This window comes from Thalassotalea sp. PS06, assembly GCF_007197775.1.
Classification (GTDB): domain Bacteria; phylum Pseudomonadota; class Gammaproteobacteria; order Enterobacterales; family Alteromonadaceae; genus Thalassotalea_A.
In genome coordinates this window covers 2,957,266-2,970,740 of sequence record NZ_CP041638.1, presented here as the reverse complement: position 1 = coordinate 2,970,740, position 13,475 = coordinate 2,957,266, and the positions used below count along the sequence as shown (strand labels likewise).

Here is a 13,475-nt window from a genome sequence, read left to right as displayed (position 1 = left end):
CACCAATAATTATTTATTTGGCTGAATCCGTAGCGAAGATTGCAAGTGTCTTTGCTAGTTTATCCTGGCTGATAAACCAAGCTTTGGATTATTTAATACAAAAACTGGACGCTTAAGGAGGGGCGATGGCTTATGTAAATAAAGTCTCCGTGACGGACGAACAAGTCATCAGTAAAGCAATAGAAATAATTGAAAAACGATTTGCAGATGGACCATTATTTACAAGTTCGAGTGACGCTAAAGACTATTTAAAGTGCCGACTTGGTACAAAAGATCATGAAGTGTTTGCGGTAATGTTTCTTGATAATCAACATTCGCTTATCGAATACAAAGAGATGTTCACAGGCACTATTGATGCAGCAACAGTTTACCCTAGAGAAGTAGCTAAACGAGCGCTTCTAAAGAATGCAGCTGCCGTTGTGTTAGCCCATAATCACCCATCCGGAATATCCGAACCATCACTTGCTGACAAGCAAATCACCCAACGTATCATTAAAGGCCTGGCTTTAATTGATATTAAGGTACTGGATCACATTATTATCGCTAAAGAATCACTCTCATTTGCCGAAAGTGGATTGCTTTAGTTAACCACCCCTTCAAATTCAAGGAACTACTATGAAACTGACCTTTAACCATGGCCAGCGATTTGCTGTGCCTGAAAAACTAATTGCAATACTTAACAGTGAAATATCGAAAATCGATAAAATTGAGCCAGATGTTAGTGCTATTACATTCAATTTTAGAGATGAAAACTACTCAAGCAGTCATGGCGGGTTTCACCCTGTTGAAATTCGATTAGTAAATTCTGACAACCTGTGGCAATTCGAATATATAACGGATTTTAGTTATCACGGAGAACCTTATCCTGAGCTCGTTAAAGAAATAGATGTATGTTTTCTAAGTGGGCAGATTGGCACGATCTACAGTGGTTGTTTGCAAGGGGAAGCGGCAACAGAGCTTATCAGTTTATTTCTATCCAACTTTATAAATTATATTGAAATGAACGTATTTACTGTATCCGTGACATTTGATTAAGCACCTGTAATTTAAAACTTTAATTTACTGTTTATTCGCGTTTAAGTAGTATCTTAAACAAAGGCCAGAGTCAACTTTAGAACACTTTGGTTCTGGTCTAGATGTATCAACAATAATAAATAAAGGACTATATATGGCATTTGTAAATAAACTGGATAACGTATTTGGCGGCGAAGATATCTTTCTAGACGGTATTTTTAAAGGATCAACCCAGCCAAATATACTAGGTGGTAATAATGTCTTCGATGCCACAGGAAGCATGGCTGGAAGCACGCGTGAAAATATTCTAGGTGGTGAAGATATGCTCTCCTCTTCTGGTGAACACCTGGGGCACACTCAAGCATTTGGAGACAACATTGCTATATTCGACGGAACGGGTTCTTACGACGGTTTTGTTTCCCAATTTGGTGATATGACTACTGCATTTGATGCATCTGGCGGCATCGAAGCCATAAACATGGGAGGTACTATTCTTGGAGATATCGATTTAGATCCAGACGCGCTAGTGGAAACAATTACTAATTTTGTATAAGGAAATTCTCATGGATGTAAATGTAAAGGATATTAAAGCCAGAACCGCTTTGGCTTTCACCAAAATAGCAGACTCATTAATTGAATCGAAAACCATAAGTCGGCACGATGCTTACTTTCAAATGGTTACTTTACCCACTAAATTTTTAAAGCATATTTGTCAAAAATTTGATCAAGATATATGGCAGCATGTAGCCATTCCCGAAAAACAAATCCCTCAGGCTTTTATGACAGTCAAAGCTATTGCTGAAAGAGAAGTGTCAACAGCAGCCAGTGCACTTAAAACTGCATCATATATTTTTAATCCTGCTTTGGCACACGCCAAAGATCAACTTCTCGACAATAATGAGCAAAAAGCGGCAAAGTTTATTGCTAAGAATGGCACTCAAATATCGTTATCGATATTCGAAGAGTTATATCGCCGTGGTGTCTCATTTGAAGAGCTAAAAGAAGCGATTGTGGAGTTTCACTTTGATAAACTCGAATTGGATCGAAACGACAAAAAAGCGATAGAGTTTTATGAAAATGATGTCGATTTTGTAATATTGAAGAACGATTCAAAAGACTTGGCATCGAAGGCTCTGAAAGAGACGACGGAAAAAGCTAAAGACTTATCGAAAAAAGGGAAAGAAATGTTTAGCAGCTTTTTCAGCTAACAGTATGGAACTGGCTATTTAATTGAGGCTGCTAAGCTTTGGCAACCTCTATAGAACAGCTGTAATAGGGAAATGCTTTTGCCACCTTAAACAGCTGTTCACACTGTTCCTTATATTGTGGTAGCATCACTTGATATAAAAGGTAATAAATGGATTTATCGAACAAATTGGTACTGGCATATTTGCAGCCAGGTTCATTCTTTTCTGATACTTTCCTGCTTTAATTTTTCCACTCTTTCTTCAGGATTTTTATGGTTCAACAACACCAGCAAGAGCTGCAAAAACAGCTTTGGAACATCGCAAACACCCTTCGTGGTAATATGTCAGCCGACGATTTTCGTGATTATATTCTTGGTCTTATATTCTATAAATACTTGTCAGATAAACTAAACCGTTATTGTGATGGTCTTTTACTCGAGGATAACATCACTTTTTCACAAGCGGCGGAAGATGAAGAACTGATCACGGATTTGCGTGAAGAGTGCATTGAGAACCTCGGTTACTTTATTGGGCCAAGCCAGTTATTCGCGATCTTGGCAAAACGCGGTGAAAAGCATGAGTTTATTCTTGATGAACTAAGCCGTGTCCTTAATGATATCGAACAATCTACAACAGCGGCTGACTCTGCGGATGACTTTAACGGTTTGTTCGAAGAACTGGACCTCAATTCAAGTAAGCTAGGTAAGAACCCTGATTCACGTAACAAGCTCATCGGCCATGTTCTGGCTCATTTAGAGAATATCGACTTCCACATAGAGAACACTGAAATTGATCTCCTTGGCGATGCCTATGAGTATCTGATTGGTCAGTTTGCCTCTGGTGCTGGTAAGAAAGCAGGTGAGTTTTATACGCCTCAACAGGTTAGCAAGATCCTAGCTAAGTTGGTTACCATAGATGATCATGGTAATCAAAGAGCGGTGAAGTCTGTATATGATCCCACCTGTGGTGTTAATTTGCATCGAAAATTGATCCACTTCAACCCCTAATTTGCATCCAAAATTGATCCACTTCTTTAATTAGTTCTCGCACTCAAATTGCGGGAGAAATATTGGAGTGATTGATGTGTCATTACTAAGCGTTATCCGGCGTTGGCATTTTCGGGAGGGGATGTCCCAACGTGAAATAGCCAGAAGAACCGGACTTTCAAGAAATACCGTTAAAAAATACCTGGCCAAGGAATGCGTTGAACCTGCGTATCCCAAACGAACATCGATTAGCAAGCTTGATGGCTACAAAGAGCTGCTATCTGCCTGGTTGCTACGGGAATCGAAGCGTCGGCGCAAAGAAAGAAAATCAGCCAGGAGGCTCCACAAAGAACTCGTTGAGCTGGGCTTTAGTGGCTCTTATGATCGCGTTGCGGCATTCGCTCGGCAATGGCGGGAAGAGCAAAAAATTGCGGCTCACGGTCTGAACAAAAAAGCCTATGTCCCATTAGTGTTTGCACCAGGTGAAGCGTTTCAGTTTGACTGGGGTGAGAATTATTCTTATGTCGGTACTCGCAAGGTAAAGCTTCAGGTTGCTCACTTTGTGTTATCCCATTCCAGAGCGTTCTATCTGCGTGCCTACTGGACTCAGACTCATGAAATGCTATTCGATGCACACAATCATGCCTTTCGCGTATTTCAAGGCGCCGCTGAGCGCGGTATCTACGACAATATGAAAACCGCTGTCGATAGAGTTGGTAAAGGAAAAAGACGTGATGTAAATCGTCGCTTTCAAGCCATGGTTGGCCACTATTTGTTTGAATCGGAGTTTTGTAACCCTGCCGCAGGCTGGGAAAAGGGCCAAGTGGAAAAGATGGTCAGAGATACTCGTCAAAGCATTTGGCACGATGCCCCCAAATGCAAAACGCTCGATGAATTAAATGACTGGCTTGAGCAAAAATGCATGTCACTGTGGCAATCAACCACGCATCCAAATTATGGTGACCGGACGATTGAACAAGTCTGGCTCGACGAGAGGAAACACCTGATGAAGGTCCAGGCACCATTTGATGGATTCATTGAACACACTAAGAAAGTGTCATCGACTTGCCTGGTGAACTTTGAACGCAATAAATACAGTGTCCCTGCCAGTTTTGCTAATCGCTTAGTAAGCCTTCGAGTGTACCCTGATCGCATTCTGTTTATTGCCGAAGGCAATAAAGTCGCAGAGCATGTAAGACAATTCAGCCGAGATCACAATTCAAAAGGGGTTGTGACTTATGACTGGCGTCACTACCTGCTTGTTGCTCAGCGTAAACCTGGCTCACTCCGTAACGGTGCCCCGTTTAAAGAACTCCCCGAGTGCTTCCAGCACCTTCAGGATACCCTGTTGAGATATGAAGGTGGTGATCGAGATATGGTAGATATCTTGTCATTGGTGCTGCATCACGATGAGCAACTGGTTAAAGAAGCCATTGAGCAAAGCCTGAACGTTGGCCTGACGTCAAAACAGCATGTGATCAATTGCCTGCATCGACTAATGGACATACCAACACCGGATCCCTTACCCATCAAAAAAGCGTTACAGCTTGAGCAAGAGCCAACGGCAGACACAAGTATCTATGAGCAATTGAAAGGACAACGCCATGCACATTGAAGCCTTATTAAACACCTTAAAAACGTTAAAACTGCATGGCATGAAGGCCAGCGTGAACGATTTATCGATTCAGAGTTCACCAGCGTTCAAACAAGCATTACCCGTTCTCGAAACCCTGCTAAAAGCCGAGGTCGCAGACCGAGAAGTTCGTTCAATCGCTTATCAGATGAAAGTTGCAAAATTCCCTGCCTATCGAGACTTATTCGGCTTCGAATTCCAATACAGTGCGGTTAACGAAACGGTGATACGGGGCTTACATCGATGTGAGTTTGTCGAAGACAGTCAAAACATCGTATTCATCGGTGGCCCAGGCACAGGCAAGACGCACTTGGCAACGGCCATTGCTGTCCAAGCGGTACAGCATCACCACCTCAGAGTACGGTTCTTCTCGACTGTGGAGCTTATCAATGCGCTTGAAAAGGAAAAGCTAGATGGCAAGAGCGGCCGCATTGCTAATCGGCTTAGTAGCGTTGATTTGGTGGTTCTAGATGAGCTTGGCTATGTACCTTTCAGCCAAAATGGCGGTGCACTGCTATTTCATCTTCTAAGCAAGCTCTATGAAAAGACCAGCATCATCATTACGACTAACTTGTCATTTTCTGAGTGGGCCAAAGTCTTTGGTGATGCAAAAATGACAACAGCACTGCTCGACAGACTAACTCATCATTGCCATATCATCGAAACTGGCAACGACAGTTATCGATTCAAAGAATCATCGGCTGCAAAAAATAAGGAAAAATAACTGGAGATATTTTCAAGATATTGGTCATAATAAGACCAACTTAGGCGGATCAGTTTTCAATGCAAATCGTGGATCAGTTTTAAGTGCAAATTAACACCCTCCGGTTGGCGAGGTAATCGTTACAACGCATAAAGGCGTAACCGTGATTACTAAAGACAATTACCGTGAACTATTTACAGGTCGAAAGCCTTAACACTTAGGTGCTGAAACCTTGCTGTATTGGCGCTTAAATATAAAGGCTTCTAAAATGCAAAAGTCTTAACTAGCCGTGTCAGTTGACGCGAATGGCGTTTAACCAAATCGGACAATTATTTTAAAATTAGTTCGAGGAGCAATGACCGTTTTGTTAATAGGTGCCCCTTAGCAATTGATAATATTCGCGCAGTTTTGATATCTCAGCCCTCGATTTTCAGTTGGCGGCTTGATGCGATTGTTATGGCTCCAACAACTCGTTTGACCTTTTCATCACATCTTCTAGCGAATCAGGGCACTCCATATAGGGAGTAAGACTCTCGAATGAGAACGAAGACATTAAGACCGCTAATTTAAGTAGCTCATCCCTTTCTTTGCGACAATGAGGACTTGATAGATGGCCTTCACTGCCATATTGGCGAGCAATACTTTGAACACCTCCATGGGTAAAGTCATGCATGTTAGCCATTATTGGCTCTATAGTTGATTTAAGGCTGTGGAACTGATCTCGCTCATCAACAGCATTCGCGATCTCTCTTAATAAAACCTCTAACTTCTTTGGAAAATGAAGCTGTTCACACCCTTCCTCGATCTCAGATTCATCTAAGCAGTGTTTTACCCACATAGCCCTCAAGTAACTCTCAACCATCGGGCGAGCAAGAGCAAACGCAGAGCTAGTCAACTCTTCTTTATCCAAAACATGAATAGCGATACTTTGCTCGATAGAGGCAGAAAATAATGGAATATAGAGGCTATTTTTTTTGTTGTATGTAAACTCAATCGTATTACAACCATCATAAATAGCTTTGAAATAGTCCATAACACTTGTATCTAACTTCACGGAACTCTCCTGAGGTATAACGCCTCACTAAGTGGCAAATAATAGTTGGTTAAAATAAGCCAGAAAAAGCAACTAATCATACAATTCAGATTAGTAAATACCAGTTTTTTCTTTTTCGAGAAAAAGTTTATGTTGTGTGCTTTACCTCTCCCTTAAACATTGCTGCAAATCTTTCCTGCATTTCACGTTATCTCCATCTGCGTTATATTCACATAGAGTGAGAACCCTAGAAAAAATAAATATACTTGGTTTAATCAGAACTTATAAAAGGAATGAGATGAAGAAGTGGACGGAGGAAATGATCTCTGAACTTGCGAAATCGTATAGCACTAGACGTGAATTTAAGCTCTATCATCCACAAGCTTACAAAGCAGCATGGCGATATGGTTGGTTGGAGACATCATGCGCTCATCTTAAAAAAGATATCCGTTGGACTGAAGAACTGATCCAAAAGGAAGCCATAAAATATAAAACGAGATCTGAGTTTAATCTAGCTTGTAAGGGTGCAGTTAAAGCAGCTAGACGCTTAGGAATAATGGAAAGTGTATGCAGTCATATGGATTCTGGTCGAAATATTAAGTGGAATAAAGAAGCAATATTAAAAGAAGCTAAAAAATATTCAAGTAGATCTGAATTTCAAAGGAAGGCTGGCAGCGCCAGGAATGCAGCACAGAAAATGGGGATTATGGAAGAAGTTTGTACTCATATGACGCGTCCAGAAGCAAAGAATAAAAAGTGGACACCAGAAGCAATCTTGAAAGAAGCAAAAAAATATCGCCATCCAAGTGATTTTAAATGTGCAGCCCCAGGCGCATACCATGCTGCTCATAATAAATATGGAATTCTTGAAAAAGTTACTGAGCATATGAGCTATAAGCAAATTCAGTGGTCAAAGGATCTTATGCTTCAAGAAGCCAAAAAATTTCGTACTCGTGTCGAATTTACAAAAGCGTACCCAGGTGTATTTAATGTAGGAAAGCGGATGGGGATATGGGATGAGGCATGTGCTCATATGGAATGTGGTTTAGCTTTGTCAGCCACAAAGTGGACAGACGACGCTATCATCACAGAGGCAAAAAAATATACCACAATTTCAGAATTCCAAATTTGCCCTGCTGGAAGAGCGGCACGTAGGCGTAACATAATGGATGCCTGTACAGCCCATATGGATAGGAGCCATTATCATTATTGGACGAACGAGGAGCTTGCAGCCGAAGCAGCTAAATTTTTGACTCGATCTGAATTTACATTTAAATCACCCAATGCCAGAGCGGCGGCACAATCACGCGGAATTATGGAAGAAATATGCCAACATATGACTCGAATGACTGGTGATGCAGATTCCATTTATATATGGGAGGCAAAGGGGCAGTTTTTTAAGGGAAAGCAGATATACAAACTTGGAGTTACAAGTAAACGACTAGGATTGAGACGTATAAAGGAAGTTGCAAAAGTTCATGGTTATGAATATGAAATTATAATACTAAAAAAGGTAAAAAATTATACGTTTTTTCTTGAGCAACTAATCTTGTCATATGGAGATGATCCAGAATTCTCAGAAGGAGACGGTAAAACTGAATTTAGAGCGCTCACCGAAGAAGAGTTGATGGAACTATTGGATATTATTGAAGAATATGATTAAGCTTTGCCGCAAAAGAGAATAGCGAAAACAAGAATTTTGAATGCTAGGTTTGTTTTGAATGTAACAAGCTTGTTCACGGGATCGTCACTACGCTCCTCCCCGTGACACATGCGTCAGCAATTACTAATAGACCATTCTTGGCACTTAAGTGATATTCGGTTCCTAGCATAGGCTTTATTTAAATTAAACCTCACGGGTCAAATTAAAAAACGTATAAAGTTTATTCAATATCTTTCATTTCTGATAAGTCTACTTGAGGTGGAATTTTTCCTGTCGTTCTAACTTCTTGTTTCTTAGCTACTTGCAGATCTTTTCTAATTCCTCGTATCTCGTCATACATAACAATAAATAATGAACACACTGCCCTATGCTTCGCTACACTTCAGTGTTAACGGGCTCTTCGGAATTATTCATGGATGAAATTTCGCCAAGCAATATTGCCCCATTGCCTTTAATTTTTTTCCAGCATAAGAGAAGTTTTGTGGATATCATGGCGATATTTGATTGTTATACTACAATTTTTGCTTGACCCCTAAGTGCTATTAAATTCTAGGGAATAGTTAACATCACCTTTCATATAAATGCTGTGCTTTCGATTTATAATATTAGCTTTTTAAGAAAGAAACCTATCATGAAGACCTTTAGTCTTTCTGGGAGAAGGGTTTACAGGCCGGATGTTTAGATTATAGAGTGGTTTGACCATAATGAATAACCCAAGTATCAAGTCGCACACCCAGACACCTCACGAATGGATCGCGCTTATTTTAGTCACTGTAGGAACAGTGTTGGCGCCCATGTTTACAAGTTTCATGGAGAACAGCAATTATATCTGGAGCTTAATTCTTTATACGGTACTTTTGTATGCAGTAGCTTTTGTTATTCTTTATTTTGGAAAGCCCTGGAAAATTGGCTCAATCAAGTCTTTAGACTATTGGTACTATGGTATGGTTACTATTGGTGCAATAATGTTGGCAGCCCATAATACTGAAGAAAGAAAAGATATAGAACTAGATATTTTTGCAGGCCCCATTGGAGTGTTTAACGCTTCTGAATACCCGGAGCTTATGACTGTTTGCAAAAGTCATTTGTATAAAGAGTCCGCACTTTGTGACGTGTTCAGGGAATTTCCAGATTTATTCCAAAGTAATGAAATTGATGATTTAGAAGAGGCAATAAAATTAACCAAATCAGAAAATGTTGGTAGAAAAGTGTTATGGCTAAAGATAAAGAGTCTTATTTGGAAAATGGACCGTACTAAAGCATTGGATTACGGGAGTATTCATGGAGAAATGCATACAATGTATAAACTAGCCAGAAATAAGCTTTTCACGATTAATACAAACGAAAAGAAGGCAACTGATTGGATTAAAAGTTTTGTCGTATTTTTTTGGCCTTTTGTGTTGATATTAGCCTTCGCGCTTAAGCTATCAAAAACTTTGGTTGAGCATAAAGGATGGTCGGTGGTCCCCGAAAATACTCAAAACCAAGGTGTTAATGAACAAGTCACTTAACCTAGCGCCCTAAGCGGTGAAATGGTAAACAATAAAGGTTAAAGTCGTAATAGACCACAGGCCTAGTATCAAGGCATCAAAGCCACTAAAAAAGTTGGCGTATATTTTATTTATTTTGCTATCCCTCCTATTTTGATGCCTATTCCCTTAACACTTCTATGTTCGTTAGTAACCCATCTTATTGGTTGCGCAGTGTGGTAAGGCTCAATAGGTAATTTTCTTTGTGACTTGGCTGGTTGCGTGATGTTTTATTTGTAGGAAATATCACTGAAATTGGCGCTAGGCTACCACCAAAAAATAGGGGCAAAAAAGGGGGTGAATTAAAAGGCTTATAACAGTTTTTAATGTTGCAACGGAGTTTACATCCGTTTAAGATGCCCTAGCAATAACGCTTTGAAGTGTTTTAGTGTCAAGCGTTGTTTTACACGATACCTATGATCGGATTCAAAATCCGTTGCCTTTGCGGGCGTGCCGGTTCAAGTCCGGCTTCCGGTACCATTCTCTTCTTATCACCCATCCGATAAGAAGAAACAAAACCTAGCGTATGCTAGGTTTTTTTGATTCTGGGGTTTGAAAAGTTGCTTTCTTAATCTCTCGGCAACGCCTTAAAGCCCCAACGCCATAAACCCCCAGCGCCTTATAACCTCAGAGCAGATCAACTAAATGCTCCTGTCACAATATCGACATCTCAATTTTTATAGCTAGAACAGGGCGCTTGCCTGTGAATCTAGTTAACAGAATTTATGTTCAATGCAGCGGCTATAACCTGATAATAGTGTTTAGATTAAACCACTTATCGAAACAGAGCAGTGGCTCGCATAACTGGATATTTATCCCATTAAAGCTAGCATTATTAGTTAAGCCGCTTGATTCAATCTGTCGAAGCTCTCTTCTACTTTAATCCGTTAGGTGGTCCATTTTGAATAAACACATTATTCTCGTAATTTCATTTCTATTGCTTATAACGTCCTGTTCAGAAAATCGTGGTAAAGCGTCGGTATCGGCACAAACCATTTATTCGGGCGGCACCATTCTAACTATGAATGACGACCAGCCAATCGCTGAGGCGGTCGCCGTCAAAAATGGCCGAATTCTCGCTGTCGGCTCGATGGCTGATGTTTCAGATTACAAGAGTGCTAACACTAAGGAAGTTGACCTTGAGGGACGGACGCTAATTCCAGGTTTTGTCGATAGCCACGGGCATGTGGTGTTTGGTGGCCTGCAGGCATTATCCGCAAACCTTTTGTCGCCGCCTGATGGCGAGGTTGCCGATATCGCCAGTTTGCAGAACACCCTGAAAAAATGGGCTGAAGATAACGGCGATGCCGTGACGGCGTCGAAAATGATAATTGGATTTGGGTACGACAATGCGCAGCTTAAGGAAGTGCGTCACCCCACCCGCGATGAGCTTGATAAAGTATCCAAGGAGATTCCAGTACTCATTGTCCATCAATCTGGCCATATCGGGGTTGCAAACTCGAAAGCTCTGGAACTGGCAGGTATCAATAAATCCAGTAAAGCGCCTCCAGGCGGAGTGATCCAGCGAGATGAAAACGGCGAGCCCAACGGTGTGTTAGAGGAATATGCATTTTTCTCAGTATTGGCGCCGCTATTGAGTCAGCTTGGCGAAGAAGGGTTAGTAGCATTTGCTGAAGCGGGAAGTAAGATGTGGGCTAGTTTTGGGTATACCACTGGACAGGACGGACGCTCTTCCGGGGGCAGTGTTGAAGCGCTAAAAAAAGTCAGCGCTATTGGAAAATTGCCCATTGATGTGGTTGCCTTTCCCGATGTTTTGGAATCCCGGGATTATATCGAAGCGAATATGTCACAAGATTATGTAAACAAGGTAAGGGTAGGTGGTTGTAAACTGACCATTGATGGATCGCCACAAGGGTTTACTGCCTTAAGAGACCGCCCTTATTACGACCCTGTTGGAGATTATCCGGAAGGGTACAAAGGTTACTCGGCGATTACCGAAGAGCAACTTCAAGATGCGGTAAACTGGTGTTTTGAGAGAGGCTTTCAGATTATCGTTCACTCCAATGGCGAAGGCGCATCGGATATGCTTATTGCCGCATTTAAGTCTGCGCAGGAGAAATATGGCGATCCGGGTAATCGTCCGGTTTTGGTTCATGGTCAGTTTCAACGGGAAGATCAGGTAGACAGTTTTATGAAACTAGGTGTCTTCCAATCGGTATTTCCAATGCACACGTTTTACTGGGGTGATTGGCATCGCGAACATACCGTAGGTCCGGAAAATGCTGAAAATATATCACCAACCGGCTGGATTCGTGAGCGCGGATTAATGTTCGGTACTCACCACGATGCGCCGGTCGCATTTCCCAATAGTATGCGAGTGCTATCGGCGACGGTTAATCGGGTAACTCGCTCTGGCTATGTCTTAGGCCCTGAGCAAAGGGTTGATGTCACAACTGCTTTAAAAGCGATGACCATATGGCCAGCATGGCAGCACTTTGAAGAAGAGGATAAAGGCTCGATTGAGGTCGGAAAGCTCGCGGATTTTGTCGTGCTCTCCGATGATCCCACGGCCGTGAAGCCAGAAACCCTGGCCGAATTAAAGGTACTGAAAACCATAAAAGAGGACATGGTTGTCTACCAGGCCGATAACGAAGAGAACATCACTTATATGGATTTCTCTCCATTCTCCAGTGATCCGGTTGTCGCCCATCACTTTCTGCACGCTTTAGATGATGCGTTAAGTACTGTGAAAAATGAGTGAAACCCTATCTACATACTTGGCTGTAATTTGTTGTAGCCTTGTTTTTTAGCATCTAGCGGAGAGCGCGAATAGGACTCAGGCGTTAACAGATAAAAACCTAGCAATTGCTAGGTTTTTTACTTTGAGGATTAATTGCGACCTTTTCAAATACAATACACTCATAAGCCTTTGCTCCCTCTCAGGCTGACGATGCTAAACTTAGTTTTAATCTATATGCTCATTATTGACGCTATTGAAACGACCGGGGAATTCTGCCGTATCCTCTAGAATGTTATTTAATCAAGAAGTAGCAGAGGGAGATTCTGATGAGACTTATCCGCTTTCCATTAATAGTAGTTCTGGGCTTATTTGTATTGGGGTGTGCATCATCTGAGAAAGAAATACCAACCGATCAACTTGATGATGCGCCAAGCATTGTCAGGCATAGTGGAGTCGTTACCAATATCCGAGAAGTTAAAAAGGACGCTTCGTTAGGGAAACAGTTTGGCGCATCATTTCTTGGTGCTTTAGTTGGAGGACAAATTGGTGGTGGCAGCACTAGCACGATTTTGGGAACCTCAGGGGCGTTTATCGGTCAGGATATCGCCAATGAAAAATATGGTGAGGTTGTCGATCGCCTGATACTTAAAGATGCCAATGGCGTTGAATACAACTGTCTGGTTCATGGCCATGATTTTAAAGTGGGCGATAAGGTAACCTTTACGGTTGTTGAAAACCATGTTTCAGCGATTATCCATTATACCGCTGAAGCGGAGGATTAAAGGTTTTGGCTTTAGCCTGATGACGTGTAAACCTTTCAAAGTAACCTTGCCGTTTTGAGAGTAACCTTGCCGTAGAGAAACATCGCTTTATCTACTTTAACTTTGTTAAAGCTCGCACTGAAGTATTAATGTATCTCTACGAACTGGGACTTTCAGTCGCTAAAACGCATGTAGGAGGAATCTTGATTATGCGATATAGGTGTGCTTCAAAAGCAAAACTTGCTTATTAAATTCACTAACGCGT

At 41.4% G+C, this 13,475-nt stretch carries 12 protein-coding genes; 11 read left to right on the top strand and 1 reads right to left on the bottom strand.

Annotated features, from left to right (window positions below; translation table 11 throughout):
- Positions 1-125: 125 nt before the first annotated feature.
- The 7 genes from radC (at position 126) to istB (ending at position 5,544) form a co-directional block, all read left to right on the top strand.
- The gene (gene radC / locus FNC98_RS13075) at positions 126-584 is read left to right on the top strand and encodes a RadC family protein (protein WP_143581654.1); all 459 of its coding nucleotides are present in this window, start codon (positions 126-128) and stop codon (positions 582-584) included.
- Between the two features lie 31 nt (positions 585-615).
- Complete coding sequence (locus FNC98_RS13070) at positions 616-1,035, top strand: DUF2787 domain-containing protein (protein WP_143581653.1); 420 nt, start codon at positions 616-618, stop codon at positions 1,033-1,035.
- Between the two features lie 133 nt (positions 1,036-1,168).
- Positions 1,169-1,567: a hypothetical protein gene (locus FNC98_RS13065; protein ID WP_143581652.1), complete on the top strand. Its 399-nt coding sequence runs from the start codon at positions 1,169-1,171 to the stop codon at positions 1,565-1,567.
- Between the two features lie 10 nt (positions 1,568-1,577).
- Positions 1,578-2,222, top strand: coding sequence for a hypothetical protein (locus FNC98_RS13060; RefSeq protein ID WP_143581651.1), 645 nt, complete (start codon positions 1,578-1,580; stop codon positions 2,220-2,222).
- 251 nt (positions 2,223-2,473) lie between these two features.
- A complete protein-coding gene (locus tag FNC98_RS13055) occupies positions 2,474-3,208 on the top strand; it encodes a type I restriction-modification system subunit M N-terminal domain-containing protein (RefSeq protein WP_260680359.1) in 735 nt (244 codons plus the stop codon).
- A 67-nt stretch (positions 3,209-3,275) separates the two neighbouring features.
- Positions 3,276-4,802: an IS21 family transposase gene (gene istA / locus FNC98_RS13050; protein ID WP_143580153.1), complete on the top strand. Its 1,527-nt coding sequence runs from the start codon at positions 3,276-3,278 to the stop codon at positions 4,800-4,802.
- Positions 4,792-5,544, top strand: a complete 753-nt coding sequence (gene istB / locus FNC98_RS13045; RefSeq protein WP_143580152.1) for an IS21-like element helper ATPase IstB — start codon at positions 4,792-4,794, stop codon at positions 5,542-5,544. Before istA ends, istB begins: the two co-directional genes overlap by 11 nt.
- Positions 5,545-5,977: 433 nt before the next feature.
- Here istB and FNC98_RS13040 read toward each other — a convergent pair whose 3' ends face one another.
- The gene (locus tag FNC98_RS13040) at positions 5,978-6,577 is read right to left on the bottom strand and encodes a DUF6988 family protein (protein ID WP_143581650.1); all 600 of its coding nucleotides are present in this window, start codon (positions 6,575-6,577) and stop codon (positions 5,978-5,980) included.
- 277 nt (positions 6,578-6,854) lie between these two features.
- Here FNC98_RS13040 and FNC98_RS13035 point away from each other — a divergent pair, with 277 nt between their 5' ends.
- The 4 genes from FNC98_RS13035 to FNC98_RS13020 all read left to right on the top strand — a co-directional run bounded on the left by FNC98_RS13035 (position 6,855) and on the right by FNC98_RS13020 (position 13,231).
- Complete coding sequence (locus tag FNC98_RS13035) at positions 6,855-8,219, top strand: hypothetical protein (protein ID WP_143581649.1); 1,365 nt, start codon at positions 6,855-6,857, stop codon at positions 8,217-8,219.
- 704 nt (positions 8,220-8,923) lie between these two features.
- A complete protein-coding gene (locus tag FNC98_RS13030; protein ID WP_143581648.1) occupies positions 8,924-9,730 on the top strand; it encodes a hypothetical protein in 807 nt (268 codons plus the stop codon).
- A 919-nt stretch (positions 9,731-10,649) separates the two neighbouring features.
- Entirely contained in the window at positions 10,650-12,470 is a 1,821-nt protein-coding gene (locus FNC98_RS13025; protein ID WP_260680358.1) for an amidohydrolase, read from the top strand.
- A 305-nt stretch (positions 12,471-12,775) separates the two neighbouring features.
- Positions 12,776-13,231, top strand: coding sequence for a hypothetical protein (locus FNC98_RS13020; RefSeq protein WP_143581647.1), 456 nt, complete (start codon positions 12,776-12,778; stop codon positions 13,229-13,231).
- The last annotated feature ends 244 nt before the right edge of the window (positions 13,232-13,475 follow it).